Consider the following 19440-nt stretch of genomic DNA (forward strand, 5'->3'; position numbering starts at 1 on the left):
GGGAGCGTCGCGATGAGATCGCTCATCCCATCTCGCCCGGAAATCAGCCGCACGCACCGGCCCGCTGCGGCCTCCTCGTGGCGTTCCGCGAACGATCGCGGGTGCATCCGGTGCGCGACGATCTCCAGCTCACCCCGCACGCGGTTCGGCGTCTCCTTCTCGCACCGTTCGATCGCGATCGATTCGAACTCGGCCCACATCTCTGCGGGCAGTGTCGTCCCGGCATCGACGATCGCCCGCACGTGCTCCCGGACGATCCGACCCGACTCCCACGCCACCACCGCGGCGGGAAACCCTTCGATGATCGTGCGGGCCTCGCCGATCCGGCGTTGCACGGTGCGGTCCGTCGCCCGCAGAACCCCACCGACCTCCGCGGCGATCGACCGGAGCGCGATGTCGTGGAGGCGCACTTTCGCGTTCCTCGGCGCGGCCTGCTCCTCCGCCAGGCGACCGGCCGCGGCCAGCACTCGAAGCTCGCGGACCTGCACCCGGGCCATCTCGACCGCGACGTCGCCCACATCAGAAACGATGCCCGCCAGGGTGGCGAGATAGTTCTCGCCACCGGGGGTTTCCATCGCGTCCGTCATACCTTCACTCTTGCACCAACCACCGACATCAAGGCGTCGAAATCCGCCGAACGGACACGTTGTGCGCACCCCCGAAGATGAGGGTTTCTTCATCTCGTTGAGAGCATTCGCTCGCGATAGTGCAGGAACACAGAACACCTCTTGACGGGCGGCATCCGCCGGTCTAACGTACAACCAAATGGTTGCACGAATGGCGAATGAGCTCACCGATGAACAGATCGACCGCGTCTTCCACGCGCTGGCGACGGCGACGCGGCGCGACATCCTGCGTCGGACTCTCGAGCGCGAACAGTCCATCTCGACGCTCGCGGCCGACTACGACATGTCGTTCGCGGCGGTGCAGAAGCACATCGCCGTGCTCGAGGCGGCAGAGCTCGTCGTCAAGCGGGCCGAGGGGCGCGAGCGTCTCATCCGAGCGGACCCCGACATGATCGCCCGAGCCCGCGCGCTCCTCGGCCAGTACGAAGAGCTGTGGCGCTCGCGCATCGACCGGCTCGACGCTCTTCTGGCCGAGCCCGAGAATTGACCCATCCCACGAAGGAGTAGGACATGCCCGTCACCGACATCACGACCGACACCGACAACCTCACGATGACACTCACCGCCGATGTCGACGCCCCCGTCGACCGTCTGTGGCGCGCGTTCACGCAGCCGCGCCAGCTCGAGCGGTTCTGGGGTCCTCCCGGTTGGCCGGCCACCTTCACCGCGTTCGACTTCGCCGTCGGCGGCCACGCGCACTACGCGATGACGAGCCCGACGGGTGAGTCTTCGCGCGGCACGTGGGAATTCCTCGCGATCGACGAGGGGCGGAGCTTCGAGGTCCTCGATGCGTTCGCCGACGAGAACGGGGAGCCGCTCGCCGAGTTCCCGTCGATGCGGATGCGCTTCTCGTTCGATCAGACCGCGACCGGCTCGCGGCTCTCGAACATCACCTACTTCACGTCCGTCGAGGCCCTCGAGCAGGTCGTCGCGATGGGCGCTGTCGAAGGCTCGCGCCTCGCGATGAACCAGCTCGACACCGTGCTGCACGACCTCCGCGAGTGGTTCCAGGGCAAGGGCACGAACGTCGAGCTCCTCGATGACGTCCACGTGCGCATCACGCGCCTCGTCGACGGTCCGCGCGATCTCGTGTGGCGCGCGCACAACGACCCCGAGCTGATGAAGAAGTGGATGCTGGGGCCCGACGGGTGGTCGATGGTCGAGTGCGTCGTCGGTGAGCACTACCGGAACGTCTGGGAACAGGACGGCGACCCCGAGACGCGCTTCGGCTTCGAGGGCGAGACGCTGCTCCTCGACGAGCCGCGGCGTTCCGTCAGCACCGAGAAGATGATCGGGATGGACGGCCCCTCGACGACGAACGACATGCAGTTCTACGAGGAGGACGGCGCCACGCTGCTGACGCTCCTCATCGAATACCCCGACATCCAGACGCGCGACATGATCCTCGCCACCGGCATGGCCGACGGTATGGAAGCGTCGTACGCTCGTCTCGAGCGCGAGGTGCTGCAGGCGGCGTGACGCCTGGCCGAAGCGACGTCCTCGTCCGCCGGCTCAGGCCCGGGCGAGGGCGTCCTCGAGCGCGACCCACGCGAGCATCGCGCACTTGACGCGCGCCGAGAACTTCGAGACCCCCGACAGGGCCGCGGCATCGGCGAACGTCTCCTCGTCGAGCGGGATCGCACCGCGCGAGCGCAGCGCCTCCCGGAACCCGTCGATGAGCGCGACGGCGGCTTCGCGCGGCAGGCCGGCCTCGCCGCCGTCCTCTTCGATCAGTGCGGCGAGCATCGACGCGGACGCCTGCGAGATCGAGCAGCCCGAGCCCTCCCACGACAGGTCGACGATCCGCTCGCCGACGTCGTCGACGCGCACGCGCAGCGTGATGTCGTCGCCGCACATCGGGTTGTGCTGATGCGAGCTCGCCGTGCGTCCCTCTTCCGGAGACAGACCCTGCCCGTGCGGGTGCTTCGAGTGGTCCAGGATGAGCTCCTGGTACAGCGAGTCGAGACCGTTCATTCGTTCACTCCGAAATAGGACCGGATGCCGCTGACGGCATCGACCAGGGCATCGACGTCGGTGTCGGTGTTGTACAGGGCGGCGGAGGCGCGGACGGATGCCGTCACGCCGAACCGCCGGTGAAGCGGAGCCGCGCAGTGGTGCCCGACCCGCACGGCGATGCCCTGCGCGTCGAGGAACTGACCGGCGTCGTGCGCGTGCACACCGTCGACCACGAAGCTCCAGAGTCCGACGCGCTCGGCGCCCGGTGCATCGCCGAGCAGGCGGATGCCGGGGATGTCGACGAGCCCCTCCCGCATCCGCTCGGCGAGTCGGACCTCGTGCGCGTGCACGGAGGACATGCCGGCGTTCTCGAGGTACGAGACGGCGGCGGCGAGGCCGATGGCAGGGCCGATCGGCTGCGTGCCGGCCTCGAACCGCTGCGGCGGCGGCAGGTAGCCCGCCTCGTCGAGGGTCACGGTCGTGATCATCGACCCACCGGTGAGGAACGGCGGCAGCGCCTCGAGGACATCGCTCCGCCCATACAGGCCGCCGATTCCGTAGGGCCCGAGCATCTTGTGACCGCTGAAGACAGCGAGGTCGACCCCCATGGCCGGCAGGTCGAGACGCATGTGCGGAGCGGACTGGCACGCATCCAGCACCGTGAGAGCGCCGACCTTCTGCGCGAGGGCGACGATCTCGGCCACCGGGTTCACGATCCCCAGCACATTCGACACGTGCGAGAACGCGACGATCCGGGTGCGCTCGCCGATGAGCTGGGCGGCAGCGTCCAGGTCGAGACGGCCGTCGTCCTGCACCGGGATGTGGCGCAGCACGGCACCGGTCCGGGCGGCGAGTTCCTGCCAGGGGATGAGGTTCGCGTGGTGCTCGGTCTCCGTCGCCACGATCTCGTCGCCGGGCTGCAGCGCGAACCGAGCGGATGCCGGTGCCCCCCGACCGAGCGTCGCGTTGCCGATCGAGTACGCCACGAGGTTGAGGCCCAGGGTCGCGCCACTGGTCCAGACGAGCTGCTCCTCGCGGGCCCCGACGAAGCGAGCGACGGTGGACCGGGCATCCTCGAACAGGTCGGTCGCCTCGGCGGCGAGCGTGTGCGCTCCGCGGTGCACGGCTGCGTTGCTGCGTGTGAGGAAGTCGTACTCGGCCTGCAGCACTTGGCGCGGTTTCTGGCTCGTCGCGCCGGAGTCGAGGTAGACGAGCGGGTGCCCGTTCACCTCCTGCTGGAGGATCGGGAAGTCCTCGCGCAGCCGGACAGCGTCGAGCGTGGTCGACTCGGACAGGGCGGGGGAAGTCACCCCTCTAGGCTACGCCGGTGCAGCCTCCCCCGGCCGGTGGGCCGTAACGCTCAGAGAGCGGAGTGGGGGCGGTAGGTGATCGCCGTCACCGTCTGATCGGTGGGATCGGTCCTCACCCAGAGGGCGTACTCCTCCGGGGTGGGGTTCTCGACATCGTCGTCGAAGGAGCGGTCGATCGCGAAGAAGAATCGCGGCGACCCGTCGGCAGCAGCGACCTCTTCGTCGGGCCCGAGCGAGCGCACCTCGTCCGACGGCATCCCGACCTGCAGGTCGAACTCCGGAGTCACCGCGATGTCCCCGACGGCCTTCGACGTGATCTGGACGTACGACGGCTGGAAGTACTCGTCGCGCGGCTTGCCGCCGTCGGCGGCGACCATGTCGCGGAAAGCGAATCCGTCCCAGTCGTACGACGTGTAGTCGGGGAAGTGCGTGCCGTCGCCCTCGATCGTCGACGTGGACGGCTCCACCCCGAACGCCTCGGCGAGAGCGGTGACAGCCGGGGCCGCGTCGTCGTGCCAGTCGTAGCTGTAGAGGTCCGACCCGTCTGTCGCGACGATCGAGAAACCGCCCCCGCTCAAGACGACCGCGCTCGCCGTCGGCTCCTCGACCTCGGTCGGAGTGGGCGACGGGCCGGTCGAAGCCGCCGGTGCGGGCGAGCTCGGCGCGGGAGCGGCGACGGGGGCCGGCATCCTGCCGACCAGCAGAACGATCGCCACCGCGACGGCGATGGCGAGCACGCCGGCCGTCGTCAAGAGGAGCAGCAGCGCACGGGGGCGTCGACCGTCGGACATGCGCTCATCTTGGCAGTCCGGCGGGTTTCGTCCATCAGTCGCCGGAATGCTCTACCAAACCGTAATGACGCTGGTCGATGCGGCCACCGCGGTCATCGCCCGGAAGCGGCCGGGAGCGCCGGCCGTAGACGATCTCGGACGAGTCGAGCAGCCAGGGCACGAGGGTCACGGTGACCCCGTGCACCATCATCAGCTGCTGCGCGATCCGGCGCGCGCGACGGTTGTGGAGCGGGGTCTCCCACCAGTGCCCCACGATGTACTGCGGCATGTAGACGGTCACGACCGCGGGGCCGTTCTTCTCGCGGTACTTCTCGATGAAACCGATCAGCGGCGAGCCGTAGTGGCGGTAGGGCGAGTCGACGACGACGAGGGGCACCCGCATCCGGTGGTACTCCCAATCGGCCTTCAGCTCGGCGATGTCGTCGGACGTGACGGCGACGTGCACGGCCAGCGTCTTCTCGTGCTTGGCCGCGAGGGCGTAGTCGATCGCCTTCGCGACCGGCTTCTGCAGCTTGCCGACGAGGATGATCGCGAGGTCGCCCGACGAGCCGTACTTCACGGTGTCGTCCATCTCGATCTCGTGCTCGACGTCGCGGTAGTACCGGTTGACGCCGATCATGAGGAACGCGAGGACGGGCATCGCGAGGAAGACGAGCCACGCGCCGTGGGTGAACTTCGTGATCGTCACGATCGCCAGCACCGCGACGGTGAACGCCGCGCCGACCGTGTTGATCACGAGACCCGACAGCGCCGCGCGCCGCTGCGGGGTGTTCCCCTTCAGCAGCTTCAGCTCGCGGCGCCAGTGGCGGACCATGCCGATCTGGCCGAGCGAGAACGAGACGAAGACGCCGATGATGTAGAGCTGGATGAGGGTCGTCAGGTTGGCCTGGAACACCACGAGGATCGCGATGGCCGCACCGCCGAGGATCAGCATCCCGTTGGAGAACACGAGGCGGTCGCCACGCGAGTTCAGCGCCTTGGGCGCGTAGCTGTCGCGGGCGAGCACCGAGCCGAGGAGCGGGAACCCGTTGAACGCGGTGTTGGCGGCGAGCAGCAGCACACACGCGGTCGCCGCCTGAATGATGAAGAAGAAGATCGAGTCGCCGCCGAAGGTCGCGGCGGCGACCTGGGCCATGAGGCTCGGCTGGGGGCCCGCCTTGCAGTCGAACCCGATCAGCGAGCAGGGGTTCTCGGCGTAATGCACTCCCGAGATGAGCGCGAGAGCGGTGAGCCCGGCGAACAGGACGATCGCGATGCCGCCCATGAGCACGAGGGTCGTCTGCGCGTTCTTCACCTTCGGCGTGCGGAACGCGGGAACGCCGTTGCTCACGGCCTCGACACCGGTGAGCGCGGAGCAGCCGCTCGAGAACGCTCGGAGGAGCAGCAGGACGAACGCGACCTGCGACAGGCTCTCGGGCTCGACCGTGTACGCCGCGCTCGCAGCCACCGGGGCGTCGCCGACCGCCCACCGGAACAGACCGGTGCCGATCATGAGCGCGACGGAGCCGATGAACACGTAGGTGGGGATCGCGAAGGCCTGCGACGCTTCGCGCACGCCGCGGAGGTTGACGATGACCAGCAGGATGACGAAGGTGACCGCCAGTTCGACGCGCCACGGGTTAAGGCCGGGAAGCGCCGAGATGATGTTGTCGACACCCGACGAGACCGAGACCGCGACGGTCAGGACGTAGTCGACGAGCAGGGCGGAGCCGACGACGACGCCGGCCTTCTCGCCGATGTTCGTGCGGGCGACTTCGTAGTCGCCACCGCCCGAGGGGTAGGCCTTGATGAGCTGGCGGTAGCTGAGGACCACGACGACGAGGAGCACCACGACCGCGGCGGCGACCGGCGGCGCGAAGGCCATGAATGCGGTGCCGCCGATGAGCAGGATCATCAGCAGTTCCTGGGGCGCGTAGGCCACCGAGGAGAGCGCGTCGGACGCGAAGATCGGGAGGGCGCGCTTCTTGGGCAGGAGTTGCGCGTCGAGCTTCTCGGAGTCGAGGGGCTCACCGATCAGCATCCGCTTCACGGTGGGAGAGGGGGCCGCGTTCGGATCGCGGCTGTCATTGGTCACGGCGGGCGACATTACGCCTCCCGCGAACCCGCCGCAACGCGAGCGAGTCGCGCTCCATTCCCTAGACTCCCCGCATGGGCGGACAAGTATTCCCCGCGGTGGTCGCGATCCTCTTCGGCGGCCTCGTCGGGCTCTTGCTCTTCGTCCCGCTCGTGGCTGTCAGCTACCGTCGGCGCGGCCGGTTGACCCTGGGCCGGATGGCGTTCTGGGCGGCATCCCTCGTCTACTTCATGGCGATCTGGACCTACACCCTCCTCCCGCTGCCGGCTTCGGACGACTACCGCTGCGTGGGCGCTGTGCTGTCGCTCGAACCCACCGTGAACGACGTCGTCGGTGCGTTCGCCGACGGTTCGCCATTCACGGACATACGGCTGCTCCAGGTCGTTCTCAATGTTCTCCTCTTCATTCCGCTCGGCGTCCTCATCCGTGTCGTCGGGCGCCGCGGGATCGTCGTCGGCGTTCTGGCGGGTTTCGTCCTGTCGCTCCTCATCGAGACGACACAGCTGACCGGCGTCTGGGGGATCTTCCCCTGCGGCTACCGCCTCTTCGACGTGGGTGACCTGCTGACGAATACCCTGGGCGCTCTCGTCGGGTCGATCCTGGGCCTCCTCGTCCCGTCGCGGCTGCGCGGTGTCGAGAAGGCAGCGGATGCCGGTGCTCCTCGCCCCGTCACCCGCGGCCGGCGCCTCCTCGGTGCCGTCTGCGACCTCCTCGGCGCCACGATCGTCGGCGGCGCCGTCGGCACGGTCGTGCAGCTGTTCCTGCAGTTCGCGTTGTGCCGGGAGGACCTGGTCGCCGACGCCGTCATCGCCGACATCGCGACGGGATGGGTACCGATCGTGCTCTGGCTCGGGGTCGTCCTCGCCACCGGCCGGTCGATCGGCGACCTCGCAGTCGAACTCCGCTACGAGGGAGGCCGCCTCCCGGAGCTCGCCGCCCGATTGCTCCGCTTCATCGGCGGTATCGGGGGCTACCTGCTTCTCGGTCAGATCTTCGGCGACGCCGGCATCCTCGTCTTCGTGTTCTTCGTCACGTCAACGGTGCTGCTCTTCACGACGCGCGCCGGACGCGGACTTCCCGGGCTCGTCACCGGCCGCGAGCTCGTCGACGCGCGGTCGAGCGCACCGGCACCTCACTGACCGCGGGCGCGGAAGGTGTAGGTGATCGAGGCGACCTTCTGCGCGGACTCGTCGGAGTCGACGAATGCGCTGAATTCCCGCTTGCCGTTGCTGTAGAACGTGCCGCGGCCCTCGCCGAAGGTGAGGCGCACGTGCCCGTTCGGGAGAGCGAACTCGTCGAAGGGCCCCTTACTGCGGGCCTGGTCGAGGCTGTCGCCGACGGCGACGCCGAACTCGTTCGTGATCTGCACGTCCTGCGGCACTCCCGAACTGACGGTCACCCAGGTCGGTGCGGGCACTTCGCTGCGAGATCGACCGCCGTCGCCGAGGAACACGTCGTACAGGCGGAAGCCCGGCCACACGTAGATGTCGTAGGCCCAGTTCTCGGCGTCGCCGTTGACGAAGTCCTCCTTCGGCGCGGTGCCGAAGGCCTTCGTCAGAGCGGCGATCGCGGGAGCCGCGTCATCCGCCCACTTGTGGGAGACCTCGCCGTCGGCGGTCTTCACGGTGAAGCCCGCCCCGTTCATCACGACGGTGGATGCCGCAACGGGCGGCTCCTCCTCGGCGGGCTCCGACTGCTCCGGCTCCTGCGGTGTCGAGGGAGTCGGCTGCGGCGGGGCCTGCGAGCTCTGTGTCGGGGCGGGTGCCGCCGTCGTCGGCTCGGTCGCGCGCAGCAGGTACACGCTGACGACGACGATCACGGCGACCAGCAGAACACCGGCGACCGCACCGAGGATCATCGGGACCCGGTTCGGGTTCTCCGGACGCGGCGGCTTCTGGTGCTCCTGCGGGTCGAGCGGGGCGAACGGCAGCCAGTCGTCGTTGCTCACGTGAGGAACTCCCGCGCAGCGACGGTCAGGGCGTCGACGCCGCGCTCGATGGTCGGGTGCAGGACGGGTGCGAAGTACGGCGAGTGGTTCGTCGGGATGTCGCGCGAGATCGTGCCGGCGGCGACGGCATCCGCGTACTGCTGCGGGTCGACCCCGCCCCAGAACCAGTACACGAGCGGAGCGCCGCTGTCACGGGCGAACCACGAGACGTCCTCGCTGCCGGTGAACATGCCCGGGTCGACGACGGTGCCCTCGCCGAAGGCGCGGTCCATCGCCGCGGTCAGTCGCGCGGTCGAGTCCGCGTCGTTGATCGTCGGCGGCAGGGTGTGGAGGGTCGAGATCGTGGGTTCCTGCTCCGCACCGGATGCCGCGGCCTCGGCACGGACGACCCGCTCGACGCGCTCGAGGACGTCGGCGCGCGCCGTGTCGTTCGGGTAGCGCAGGCTCAGCTCGAGCGTCGCCTCGGCCGGGATGATGTTGTTCTTCAGGCCCGCGTGGATCGATCCGACGGTGACGACAGCCATCTCGCGGGGGTCGACCTCGCGCGAGACGATCGTCTGCAGCCGCATGACCGTCGCCGCCGCCATCACGACAGGATCGATCGTGGAGTGCGGCCGCGAGCCGTGGCCGCCGCGGCCGTGCAGGACGACCGTGATGCCGTCGGATGCCGCCATCTGCGTCCCCGGGCGCACACCGATCGTGCCGGCGGGGAGCGGCGTCAGGTGCTGGCCGAGCACGATGTCGGGCTTCGGGTACCGGTCGAAGACGCCGTCGGCGATCATCGCCTGCGCGCCGGCGCCGTACTCCTCGGCGGGCTGGAAGACGGCGACGACCGTGCCGGACCACTCGTCCTGCGACGCATTCAGCTTCTCGAGGGCGCCGAGCATCGCCGTGACGTGCATGTCGTGTCCGCACGCGTGCATGACGGGGACATCCTGCCCGGCGGGGTCGACACCGCGCGCCGTGCTGGCGTAGGGGAGTCCGGTCTGCTCGGCGACGGGGAGGCCGTCCATGTCGGCGCGGAGCCAGACGACGGGACCGTCGCCGTTACGGATGACCGTCACGACACCGGTGCGACCGACGCCCTCCTCGTAGTCGAGGCCGAGCGCAGCGAGCTCGCGTGTGATGACTCCGGCCGTCCGGGTCTCCTGGAACGACAGTTCCGGGTGCCGGTGCAGATCGGTGTAGATCGCTTCGAGATCGAGGGACATGATGTCGAGCCTACGGCGCGGAGGTCCCGGCTACCTCAGCGACTCCTCCACGGGGACGGCTCGTGGAGCTGCGTTCGACGAGTCGGAAGGCCAGATCGCCGAGCTCATCGCGTCCCTCGAGTGCGGCGAGGACGGCATCCGCTGCGCGCTCGCCCTGCTCGTGCGGGAACTGCGCGATCGTCGTGAGGCCGAAGAAGTCGCCCATCTCGTGCCCGTCGACGCCGACGACGGAGAGGTCCGCGGGAACGTCGAGGCCGCGGTCCCGCGCCGCGAAGAGCGCTCCGAAGGCGATCTCGTCCGACGCCGCGAAGATCGCCGTCGGCGGTTCGGCACCGTCGAGGAGTGCGAGAGCCGCCCGGTGGCCGCCCTCGATCGTGAAGTCCGCGGGCGTGAAGGGGGCGTTCGGGATGCCGGCATCCGCCATCGTGGACTGGAACCCGTGCCGGCGGAGCGAGGGGATGTCGAGCCCCGGCTCGCCGTCGTGCCCCGCGCCGATGTGCGCGATGCGCCGGTGTCCGAGGCGCAGCAGGTGCTCGGTCGCGGCACGCGCGACGGCGAGCTCGTCGACGCGCAATGCCGGAAGGCGTGCGCTCGTCGCGCTGAGTCCCACGACGGGCAGGTCGAGCGCGAGGAGCCGATCGACCTCGTCGTCGGCGAGCGTGAGGGACAGGACGATGAGCCCGTCGACCCGGCCGCGACGGAGGGACACGTCGAGCACGCCGTCGCGCTGGGAAGGGTCCTCGCTCATGCTGTACAGCGTCATGTCGTAGCCCCGCGGTGCCAGACGGCTCGCGATGCCGTCGAGCACGTTCGCGAAGAACCAGCGGTCGAGCAACGGCACGACGACGCCGATGTTCGCCGCATGTCCGGTCGCGAGAGCGGATGCCGCGGCCGAGACGACGTAGCCGAGTTCGGCGGCGGCAGCGCGCACGCGGACGCGGGTCGCATCGGAGATGCGCCCGCGCCCGCTGAGCGCGCGTGAGACGGTCGCCGCCGACACGCCTGCGGCGCGGGCGACGTCGTCGATGCCGGTCACGTCAGTCCGCGGCGATCCACACGGTGGTGTCGGCCGGCAGTTCGCGTCCCGCGAAGGCGTCGCTCTCGACCAGCAGCGTGCCCTTCGGGAGTGCGACGGGCGTCGTGCCGACGTTCGCGATGACGGTCACGTCGCCGTTGCGGAACGCGATGACGTCGTCGCCGAAACCGTCGAGCCATTCGAGCGACCCCGCGCCGAGGTCGTGGGCGCGTCGCGTCGCGAGCAGCGTGCGGTAGAGCCACAGCGTCGAGTCGGGCTGGTCCTCCTGCACGTCGCGGGCCAGAGCGGTCCACTCCGCCGGCTGCGGCAGCCAGCTCTCGCCCGTCTGGCTGAAGCCGAACGCGCTCTGATCGGCGGTCCAGGGAAGCGGGACGCGGCATCCGTCACGGCCGTAGCGCTCGCCGTTCGTGCGGAACCAGGTCGGGTCCTGGCGGACGTCGTCGGGCAGCTCCATCGCCTCGGGGAGGCCGAGCTCCTCGCCCTGGTACAGGTACGACGAGCCGGGCAGGGCCAGCATGAGCGCCGTCGCCGCGCGGGCGCGGCGCAGCCCGACGGCGGGGTCGGGCTTGCCGGGAGTGCTGGGTCCGACGCCGTGGCCCTGCGGGTGGCCGGGCATCGCCAGGCGGGTCGCGTGGCGGATGACGTCGTGGTTCGAGAGGACCCAGGTCGCCGGGGCGCCGACGGCAGGGAAGGCCCGCAGGGACTCGCTGATGACGACGCGCAGCTGCGCGGCATCCCACTCGCTCATCGCGTAAGGGAAGTTGAAGGCCTGGTGCATCTCGTCGGAGCGCACCCACTTCGCAGTCTCGTCGACCGTCGGAAGCCACGCTTCGGCGCAGAGGGCGCGGTCACCCTCGTACTCGTCGAGCACGCGGTGCCATTCACGCCAGACCTGGTGCACGCCGTCCTGGCCCCAGTACGGGACCGGCTCTGCGCCACCCATCGAGTCGGCCTCGGCCGGCGGGGTGTAGTCGGGCAGGCCGTCTGCCTTGATCAGGCCGTGGGCCACGTCGACGCGGAAGCCGTCGACGCCGCGGTCGAGCCAGAAGCGGAGCGTCTTCTCGAACGCGGCGCGGACCTCAGGGTTGTTCCAGTCGAAGTCGGGCTGCGAACTGTCGAAGAGGTGCAGGTACCACTGGCCCGGATCTTCTGCGGAGGTGGGCTCGATGCGGGTCCATGCCGGGCCGCCGAAGACGGACTCCCAGTTGTTGGGGGGCAGCTCGCCGTTCTCGCCCGTGCCGTCGCGGAACATGTAGCGGCCGCGTTCGGGGCTGCCCGGACCGGCAGCAAGGGCCTGCTGGAACCAGACGTGCTTGTCCGAGGAGTGGTTCGGGACCAGGTCGATGATGACGCGGATGTCGCGGGCGTGCGCCGCCTCGAGCATGTCGTCGAAGTCGCCGAGGGTGCCGAAGAGCGGGTCGACGTCACGGTAGTCGGCGACGTCGTAGCCGGCATCCTTCTGCGGAGAGGTGAAGAAGGGGCTCAGCCACACGGCGTCGACGCCGAGCGAGGCGAGGTCGTCGAGGTGCGCCGTGATGCCGGGCAGGTCGCCGATGCCGTCGCCCGAGGCGTCGGCGAACGAGCGGGGGTAGATCTGGTAGATGACGGCGGTGCGCCACCACTCGGCGCCGGGGCGGCTCTCGCCGATCGGGGCCAGCGTCGACGTGGCGGTCGAGGAGGGGGTCGAGGTCATGCGCGCCAGCCTAGTGCAAGCGCTTGCGCACGCGGCATCCGCCCTCACCACCCTGCCCTCGCCACCCTGCCCGCGGCCCCCCGCCTCGCCCTCGCCACCCTCGCAGATTCGGAGATCAGGCGCGGATTCGGATGCGCAAGCGCGTGCCCCTCCGAATCCCGCGCGGATGTCCGAATCCGCGACGCAGGACGTGCCGTGCGGGTGCGGTCGCGTAATCTCGACCCAGTGAATCCCGACGCACTCGCCCGAGCCGAATCGCTCATCGCGACGATCCCCGACTTCCCCGAGCCCGGCATCCTCTTCCGCGATGTCTCGCCGCTGCTGGCGGATGCCGCGGGCCTCCGCACCATCGCGATGGCCATGGCCGAGCCGTTCGTCGGCTCCTTCGACGTGGTCGCCGGGGTCGAGGCGCGCGGGTTCCTGCTCGCAGGTGCGATCGCGATCGCCTCGGGCACCGGGCTCGCGCCCATCCGCAAGGCGGGCAAGCTGCCGCGCCCGGCCGGCGCGGTGAGCTACGACCTCGAGTACGGCAGCGCGACGATCGAGATGTCGGGAGACCTCGCCGCCGGAGCACGCGTCCTGCTTGTCGACGACGTCCTCGCCACGGGGGGCACGCTCCGCGCCGGCCAGCAGCTGCTCGAGCAGCTCGGCTACACCCTCGCCGGCACCTCGGTGCTGATGGAGCTCTCTGCGCTGCAGGGCCGCGAGGTCTGCGGCCCCGTGCACAGCGTGTTCACCGTCTGAGCAGTGTCGATCGTCTGATCAGGCTGTCCACCGCCTGATCAGGTGCGGATGACGACGTTCTCGGGCGCCTCACCCGCGAGGACATGCCCGATCTGACGGCGCAGCAGGCGCACGATCCGCGGGTGCATCGCGTCGGTCGCGCCGCCCACGTGCGGCGCGATCACGACACCCTCGAGCGACCACAGCGGGTGATCGGCAGGAAGCGGCTCGGGGTCGGTGACGTCGAGGGCCGCACGGATGCCGCGGCTCTTCACATGTGCAACGAGGGCATCCGTGTCGACGAGCGTCCCGCGGCCGACGTTGACCACGAGGGCTCCCTCGGCGAGCGCCGACAGGAACCCGTCATCCACGATGTGCCGGGTGGCGTCGCCCCCAGGCAGGGTGACGATGACGATGTCGACGCCGGGCAACAGGTCGGGGAGCTCGTCGACGCTGTGGACGTGGATGCCGTTCTCGTCGCGCGCGCTCGACGCGACCGCTACCAGGTCGATTTCGAACGGGGCGAGGCGGGCGGCGACGGCCTTGCCGACGCCGCCGTACCCGAGCACCATGACGCGCCGATCGGCGAGGCCCGCCGTCGAGATCTGTCCCCAGTCACCGGATGCCTGCGCCCGGACGAACCGGTCGATGCTGCGCTGCGCGGTGAGCGTCAGTGCTACGGCGAGCTCGGCGGTGGCGGCTTCATGCACGGTCGCTGCGTTCGCGAAGACCACGCCGGCGGGGAGGCGATCTTCGATGCCGTCGTACCCGATGGCCTGCCCCTGGACGAGGCCCACCTCCACGCCCTCGAGCCATCCGAGCGGGTTTCCCGACATGTAGGGCGGGACGACGATGTCGATGCGTGGGCGCGGCGACGCGGCATCCATCTTCCAGACGAAGACGTCCGCCCCGTCGATGCCGGAGAGTTCCTCGGCGAGGCGGGCGGACGGGACGCTGACGCTGATCGAAGCCATGCGACCGAGGCTAGCGCGCGGCCCCGGGTGCCCGGCCCGCGCATAGGCTTGTCCGATGCCCGAAAACCCTGATGCCTTCGTCCGCGTGCGGGGAGCGAACGAGAACAACCTCCGGAACGTGGACGTCGACGTGCCGCGTGACGCGATCGTCGCTTTCACCGGTGTCTCGGGCTCGGGCAAGTCCTCGTTGGCATTCGGGACGATCTTCACCGAGGCGCAGCGTCGCTACCTCGAGTCGGTCGCGCCGTACGCGCGGCGCTTGATCCAGCAGGGGCACGACCCGCACGTCGACTCGATCAGCGGCCTCCCGCCGGCGGTCGCCCTGCAGCAGCGTCGCGGCGCCCCCAGCTCGCGCTCCAGCGTCGGCACGGTGACGACCCTGTCGAACTCGCTGCGCATGCTCTTCTCGCGCGCCGGTACTTTTCCCGCCGGATTCACGACGCGGCTCGACTCCGACGCGTTCTCGCCCAACACCGCCGCGGGCGCCTGCCCCGAATGTCACGGCGTCGGCGTCGCGCACACGGTGACCGAGGAGACCCTCGTCCCCGATCCATCACTCAGCATCCGCGAGGGTGCCATCGCCGCTTGGCCGGGGGCCTGGCAGGCCAAGAACCTCCGCGACATCACGATCGCGCTCGGCTACGACGTCGACCGCCCCTGGCGCGAGCTCGACCGGGCCGACCGCGACTGGCTGCTCTTCACCGACGAGCAGCCCGTCGTGCAGATCACACCGCAGCGCGACCGCGTTGCGAAGCCCTACAACGGAATGTTCTGGAGCGCGAAGAAGTACGTCTTCCACACGCTGTCCGACTCGAAGAGCGCGTCGATGCGCACCAAGGTGCTCGCCTTCGTCCGCACCGGCGTGTGCCCGCTCTGCCAGGGCACCGGTCTCCGCCGCGAAGCGCTCGCCGTCACCTTCGCCGGGCACACGATCGCCGAACTGAATGCCCTCCCCATCCGCGAGCTCGCCGAGGTCCTCCGTCCGACGACGCTGATCGACGATGCCGCGCCCGCCCTCCCGACGACCGAATCCGGCGAGCGGACCGACGTCGCCGTCGCCCTCACGACCGACCTGGTCGCCCGCATCCAGGTGCTCCTCGACCTCGGCCTCGGCTATCTCGGCCTCGGCCGGGTCACGACGACGCTCTCGCCCGGCGAGATGCAGCGGTTGCGCCTTGCGACGCAGCTGCGGTCGGGGCTCTTCGGCGTGGTCTATGTGCTCGACGAGCCGTCGGCCGGCCTGCACCCCGCCGACGCGGCCCCGCTCCTCGACGTGCTCGAGCAGCTTCGCGCCTCCGGCAACTCCGTCTTCGTCGTCGAACACAACATGGACGTCGTCCGTCGTGCGGACTGGATCGTCGATGTCGGCCCCGGTGCCGGTGAAGCCGGCGGAGCCGTCCTCTACTCCGGCGAGGTCGACGGCCTGGCCGAGATCACCGAGTCGGCGACGCGTCCGTTCCTGTTCCCCGACGACGCCGCGCCCCTTCGGCGAGAGCGGCGGAGGGGAGACGGCACGCTGTCGCTCGAGGGCGTCTCGCTCCACAACCTCGACGGCCTCGACGCTGAATTCCCGCTCGGCACCCTCGTCGCCGTCACGGGCGTCTCGGGGTCGGGCAAGTCGACCCTCGTCAGCCGCGTTCTCCGCGAGGTCGTCGAGCGGCACCTGCGCGGCGGAGCGGCGACGGATGCCGACGACTCGGCCGACAACCCCGACGACGCGCCGGAGGGGCTCGCCGAGGCGGCTCTGCCAGCGGCATCCGTCGACACCCTGCGGGTCGGGAACGTCTCAGGGCTTGAGCGCATCGACCGGCTCGTCCGCGTGGATCAGAAGCCGATCGGCCGCACCCCGCGGTCGAACCTCGCAACCTACACGGGGCTCTTCGACGGCGTCCGCTCGGTGTTCGCGGCGACCGACCTCGCCCGAGAGCGGGGCTACACGGCGGGCCGGTTCTCGTTCAACGTCGCGGGCGGTCGGTGCGAGACGTGCCTCGGCGAGGGCTACGTCTCGGTCGAACTCCTCTTCCTCCCCGGCAGCTACGGCCGGTGCCCGACCTGCCACGGTGCGCGCTACAACGCCGAGACCCTCGAGGTCATCTACGACGGTAAGACGATCGCCGACGTCCTCGCGCTGACGGTCGACGAGGCGGCGACGTTCCTCGAGGCGGTGCCTGTGGCATCCCGCAGCCTCCGAACCCTGCAGGACGTCGGCCTCGGCTACCTGCGCCTCGGCCAGCCCGCGACCGAGCTGTCGGGCGGCGAGGCGCAGCGCATCAAGCTCGCGACCGAACTGCAGCGCGCGCGGCGCGGACACACGCTCTACCTGCTCGACGAGCCGACGACGGGTCTGCACCCGGCCGACGTCCGGCGGCTCCTCGCGCAGCTGCACGCCCTCGTCGACTCCGGCGACACGGTCGTCGTGGTCGAGCACGACATGGACGTCGTTGCGGCGGCCGACTGGGTCATCGACCTGGGGCCGTCCGGCGGAGATGCCGGTGGTCGCATCGTCGCGGCAGGAACCCCCGATGCGGTGGCCGCCGATGCCGACAGCCGCACCGCTCCGCACCTCGCGCGCCGACTCGGCGCGTGAGCGTCGCCGGCTGAGGTCGCGGGAGCCCTTCTCGCGGCGTCAGGCCGCCGAATGCACGACGGCGGAGACGGCCGCCGTGAAGAACTGCAGGCCGTCGACGCCCGACCGCATAGCCGCGGAGGTGTCAGGACCGAACCCGGGCTCGATCGCGTGCTCGGGGTGGGGCATGAGGCCCACGACGTTGCCATGCTCGTTCGTGAGGCCGGCGATGTCGTCCATCGACCCGTTCGGGTTGACGCCCGCGTACCGGAAGGCGATGAGGTTCTCCCCCTGGATCCGCGCGAGCGTCTCGTCGGAGGCGATGTAGCCGCCGTCGGCGTTCTTCAAAGGGATGACGATCTCCTGCCCGCGGCGGAACTCGCTCGTCCAGGCGGTGTCGGCGTTCTCGACGACGAGGCGCTGATCGCGGCGGATGAACTGCTGGTGTGCGTTGCGGATCAGACCGCCCGGCAGCAGGTGCGCCTCGACGAGCATCTGGAAGCCGTTGCAGATACCGAGGATCGGCATGCCCTTGGCCGCGGCATCCTTCACCTCGGACATGATCGGGGCGAGCGCGGCGATGGCGCCGGCGCGCAGGTAGTCGCCGTAGCTGAAGCCGCCGGGGAGGACGAGAGCGTCCACGCCCTCGAGGTCGTGCGAGCCGTGCCAGAGGGCGACGGGCTCGGCGCCGGCGAGACGGACGGCGCGGCGCGCGTCGCCGTCGTCCAGCGAGCCGGGGAAGGTGATGACCCCGACGCGAACGGTCACTCGACAACCTCGATGCCGACGACGTCCTCGATCACCGAGTTCGACAGGATCTCTTCGGCGATCGTCTTGACGGCGGCGAGGGTCGCCTCGTCGGCGCTGTCGACAGTGAGCTCGAAGCGCTTGCCGATGCGGACGTCGCCGAAACCGGCGTGTCCGAGGCGGTGCAGGGCTCCGGCGACGGCCTTCCCCTGCGGGTCCAGGAGCTCGGCCTTGGGCATGACGTCGACGACGATGGTGGGCATCAGAAAGCTCCGGGATGTCGCGGGCAGGGGTGCGGGTCAAGTCTAGGGCCCGCGCGCCACCTCACCGTTTCCCGCCGTCGCCCGCCGTGACCAAACCGTGACCGCACCCGTGGGAGCGCTCCCTTGACACGTTTGGGAGCGATCCCATAGCGTCGGCACCACTCGATGAGAGCGCTCCCACACAGGGAGGCCTGCACCTCGCTCTCGCCACACCACAAAGGAGTGTTCTGTGAACGCACGCGCCCTGCGCCGCGTCGGACTGATCGCCGGCGTCGCCACCACCTCCGCTCTCGTCCTCGCCGGCTGTGCCGGCGGCGGCAACCAGGGCGGCACCGGAGCAGAAGGCGAGAAGGTCACGCTGACCATCGCGACCTTCAACAACTTCGGTTACACCGACGAATTCCTCCAGAAGTACGAGGACGCGAACCCGAACGTCACAATCGTCCACAACAAGGCGGCCGAGTCGGGCGATGCCCGCAAGAACTTCTTCCAGAAGCTCGGCAAGGGCGGTCTCGCCGACATCGAGGCCGTCGAGGTCGACTGGCTCAGCGAAGCCATGCAATACTCCGACCTGCTCACTCCCGTCCCCGACGACCTCAAGGGCCGTTGGCTGGACTGGAAGGAGAAGGCCGCGACAGACCCCAAGGGGAACCTCATCGGCTACGGCACCGACATCGGCCCGCAGGCCATCTGCTACCGCTCGGACCTCTTCGAGGCTGCCGGCCTGCCTTCTGAGCCCGCCGAGGTCGAGGCGCTGTTCGACGGCGACTGGAACAACTATTTCGACGTCGCCGACAAGTACCGCGAGGCGTCGGGCAAGTCCATGATCGACTCGGCCAACTCTGTTCTGCAGGGCATCGTCAACCAGATCGAGTACACCTACGACAAGCCCGACGGGTCCGTCATCGCGACCTCGAACCCCGAGATCGCCGACGCGTACAAGAGCGTCATCGAGCGCGCGGTTCCCAACTCCGCTTACTCGGCTCAGTGGGGCGATGACTGGATCGCGTCCTTCCAGGGCGATGATTTCGCGACCGTGCTGTGCCCCGGCTGGATGCAGGGCATCATCTCGGGCTACGCGCCCGACCAGAAGAACTGGAAGATCGCGAACACCTTCCCCAATGGTGGCGGCAACTGGGGCGGTTCTTACCTGACCATCCCCGCCAAGGGAAAGCACGTCGAGGAAGCGCAGAAGCTCGCTGAGTGGCTGTCCGCGCCCGAGCAGCAGGTCGAGGCGTTCGTCAACGTGGGCGCCTTCCCGAGCCAGGTCGACGCGTACGAGAACCCGGACCTCCAGGGCTACGTCAACGACTACTACAACGGTGCCAAGACCGGAGAGATCGGTGCAGACCGCGCAGAGGCCGTCACGGTCCTGCCGTTCAAGAGCGCCGACTACTTCAAGTACCACGACGCACTGCAGAACGCCGTGAACCGTGTCTTCGACAAGTCGGAGTCCGAGGATGCCGCGTGGAAGACCTGGGTCGCCGAGGTCGAGGCCTTCTGATCCGTCCCTGACCGGGAT

Annotated in this window: 18 protein-coding genes; 6 read left to right on the plus strand and 12 right to left on the minus strand. The window is 69.6% G+C overall.

Annotated features, from left to right (window positions below; all coding sequences use genetic code 11):
- On the minus strand, positions 1 to 587 hold a 587-nt coding region (locus MO1_RS00005), incomplete at its 3' end, for a DUF222 domain-containing protein (RefSeq protein WP_157526329.1).
- 190 nt (positions 588 to 777) lie between these two features.
- Here MO1_RS00005 and MO1_RS00010 point away from each other — a divergent pair.
- Both MO1_RS00010 and MO1_RS00015 read left to right on the plus strand, forming a co-directional pair.
- Positions 778 to 1113 (plus strand): ArsR/SmtB family transcription factor, encoded by a 336-nt coding sequence (locus MO1_RS00010; protein WP_370670630.1) that lies wholly within the window; start codon positions 778 to 780, stop codon positions 1111 to 1113.
- Positions 1114 to 1136: 23 nt separating this feature from the next.
- Entirely contained in the window at positions 1137 to 2105 is a 969-nt protein-coding gene (locus MO1_RS00015) for an SRPBCC family protein (RefSeq protein WP_060914847.1), read from the plus strand.
- 33 nt (positions 2106 to 2138) lie between these two features.
- On the opposite strand, the gene sufU is transcribed toward MO1_RS00015, so the two are convergent.
- The 4 genes from sufU to MO1_RS00035 are packed head-to-tail and all read right to left on the minus strand — an operon-like array spanning position 2139 to position 6769.
- Entirely contained in the window at positions 2139 to 2600 is a 462-nt protein-coding gene (gene sufU, locus MO1_RS00020; RefSeq protein WP_036311050.1) for a Fe-S cluster assembly sulfur transfer protein SufU, read from the minus strand.
- The gene (locus MO1_RS00025; RefSeq protein ID WP_081416975.1) at positions 2597 to 3892 is read right to left on the minus strand and encodes a SufS family cysteine desulfurase; all 1296 of its coding nucleotides are present in this window, start codon (positions 3890 to 3892) and stop codon (positions 2597 to 2599) included. The genes sufU and MO1_RS00025 overlap by 4 nt, the downstream gene beginning before the upstream one ends.
- 50 nt (positions 3893 to 3942) lie before the next feature.
- Complete coding sequence (locus MO1_RS00030; protein WP_060914848.1) at positions 3943 to 4683, minus strand: hypothetical protein; 741 nt, start codon at positions 4681 to 4683, stop codon at positions 3943 to 3945.
- A gap of 34 nt (positions 4684 to 4717) precedes the next feature.
- Positions 4718 to 6769 (minus strand): APC family permease, encoded by a 2052-nt coding sequence (locus MO1_RS00035; RefSeq protein ID WP_060914849.1) that lies wholly within the window; start codon positions 6767 to 6769, stop codon positions 4718 to 4720.
- A gap of 62 nt (positions 6770 to 6831) precedes the next feature.
- Here MO1_RS00035 and MO1_RS00040 point away from each other — a divergent pair, with 62 nt between their 5' ends.
- Positions 6832 to 7896, plus strand: coding sequence for a VanZ family protein (locus tag MO1_RS00040; RefSeq protein WP_060914850.1), 1065 nt, complete (start codon positions 6832 to 6834; stop codon positions 7894 to 7896).
- Here the strand turns inward: MO1_RS00040 and MO1_RS00045 are convergent.
- The 4 genes from MO1_RS00045 to MO1_RS00060 are packed head-to-tail and all read right to left on the minus strand — an operon-like array spanning position 7890 to position 12645.
- The gene (locus tag MO1_RS00045) at positions 7890 to 8705 is read right to left on the minus strand and encodes a hypothetical protein (protein ID WP_060914851.1); all 816 of its coding nucleotides are present in this window, start codon (positions 8703 to 8705) and stop codon (positions 7890 to 7892) included. The two genes, MO1_RS00040 and MO1_RS00045, sit on opposite strands and share 7 nt — an antisense overlap.
- Positions 8702 to 9916 carry an amidohydrolase gene (locus MO1_RS00050; RefSeq protein ID WP_060914852.1) on the minus strand — a complete coding sequence of 405 codons (1215 nt, stop codon included), beginning with the start codon at positions 9914 to 9916 and terminating at the stop codon, positions 8702 to 8704. Before MO1_RS00050 ends, MO1_RS00045 begins: the two co-directional genes overlap by 4 nt.
- Positions 9917 to 9926: 10 nt before the next feature.
- Positions 9927 to 10952, minus strand: a complete 1026-nt coding sequence (locus MO1_RS00055) for a LacI family DNA-binding transcriptional regulator (protein WP_036311037.1) — start codon at positions 10950 to 10952, stop codon at positions 9927 to 9929.
- A gap of 1 nt (position 10953) precedes the next feature.
- Positions 10954 to 12645, minus strand: coding sequence for a glycoside hydrolase family 13 protein (locus MO1_RS00060; protein ID WP_060914853.1), 1692 nt, complete (start codon positions 12643 to 12645; stop codon positions 10954 to 10956).
- Between the two features lie 225 nt (positions 12646 to 12870).
- Here MO1_RS00060 and MO1_RS00065 point away from each other — a divergent pair, with 225 nt between their 5' ends.
- Positions 12871 to 13389, plus strand: a complete 519-nt coding sequence (locus MO1_RS00065; protein WP_060914854.1) for an adenine phosphoribosyltransferase — start codon at positions 12871 to 12873, stop codon at positions 13387 to 13389.
- 38 nt (positions 13390 to 13427) lie between these two features.
- Here the strand turns inward: MO1_RS00065 and MO1_RS00070 are convergent, their stop codons facing one another.
- Entirely contained in the window at positions 13428 to 14342 is a 915-nt protein-coding gene (locus MO1_RS00070) for a 2-hydroxyacid dehydrogenase (protein ID WP_060914855.1), read from the minus strand.
- 55 nt (positions 14343 to 14397) lie between these two features.
- On the opposite strand from MO1_RS00070, the gene MO1_RS00075 reads away from it, so the two are divergent.
- Positions 14398 to 16929: an excinuclease ABC subunit UvrA gene (locus tag MO1_RS00075; RefSeq protein ID WP_060914856.1), complete on the plus strand. Its 2532-nt coding sequence runs from the start codon at positions 14398 to 14400 to the stop codon at positions 16927 to 16929.
- Positions 16930 to 16968: 39 nt separating this feature from the next.
- Here MO1_RS00075 and purQ read toward each other — a convergent pair whose 3' ends face one another.
- Positions 16969 to 17676: a phosphoribosylformylglycinamidine synthase subunit PurQ gene (gene purQ, locus MO1_RS00080; protein WP_036311026.1), complete on the minus strand. Its 708-nt coding sequence runs from the start codon at positions 17674 to 17676 to the stop codon at positions 16969 to 16971.
- Positions 17673 to 17918, minus strand: coding sequence for a phosphoribosylformylglycinamidine synthase subunit PurS (purS, locus tag MO1_RS00085; protein ID WP_036311023.1), 246 nt, complete (start codon positions 17916 to 17918; stop codon positions 17673 to 17675). Before purS ends, purQ begins: the two co-directional genes overlap by 4 nt.
- 229 nt (positions 17919 to 18147) lie before the next feature.
- Here purS and MO1_RS00090 point away from each other — a divergent pair, with 229 nt between their 5' ends.
- Complete coding sequence (locus MO1_RS00090) at positions 18148 to 19422, plus strand: ABC transporter substrate-binding protein (RefSeq protein WP_060914857.1); 1275 nt, start codon at positions 18148 to 18150, stop codon at positions 19420 to 19422.
- Positions 19423 to 19440: the final 18 nt, after the last annotated feature.

Origin of the sequence: Microbacterium oleivorans NBRC 103075, assembly GCF_001552475.1 — a bacterium.
GTDB classification, from domain to species: domain Bacteria; phylum Actinomycetota; class Actinomycetes; order Actinomycetales; family Microbacteriaceae; genus Microbacterium; species Microbacterium oleivorans.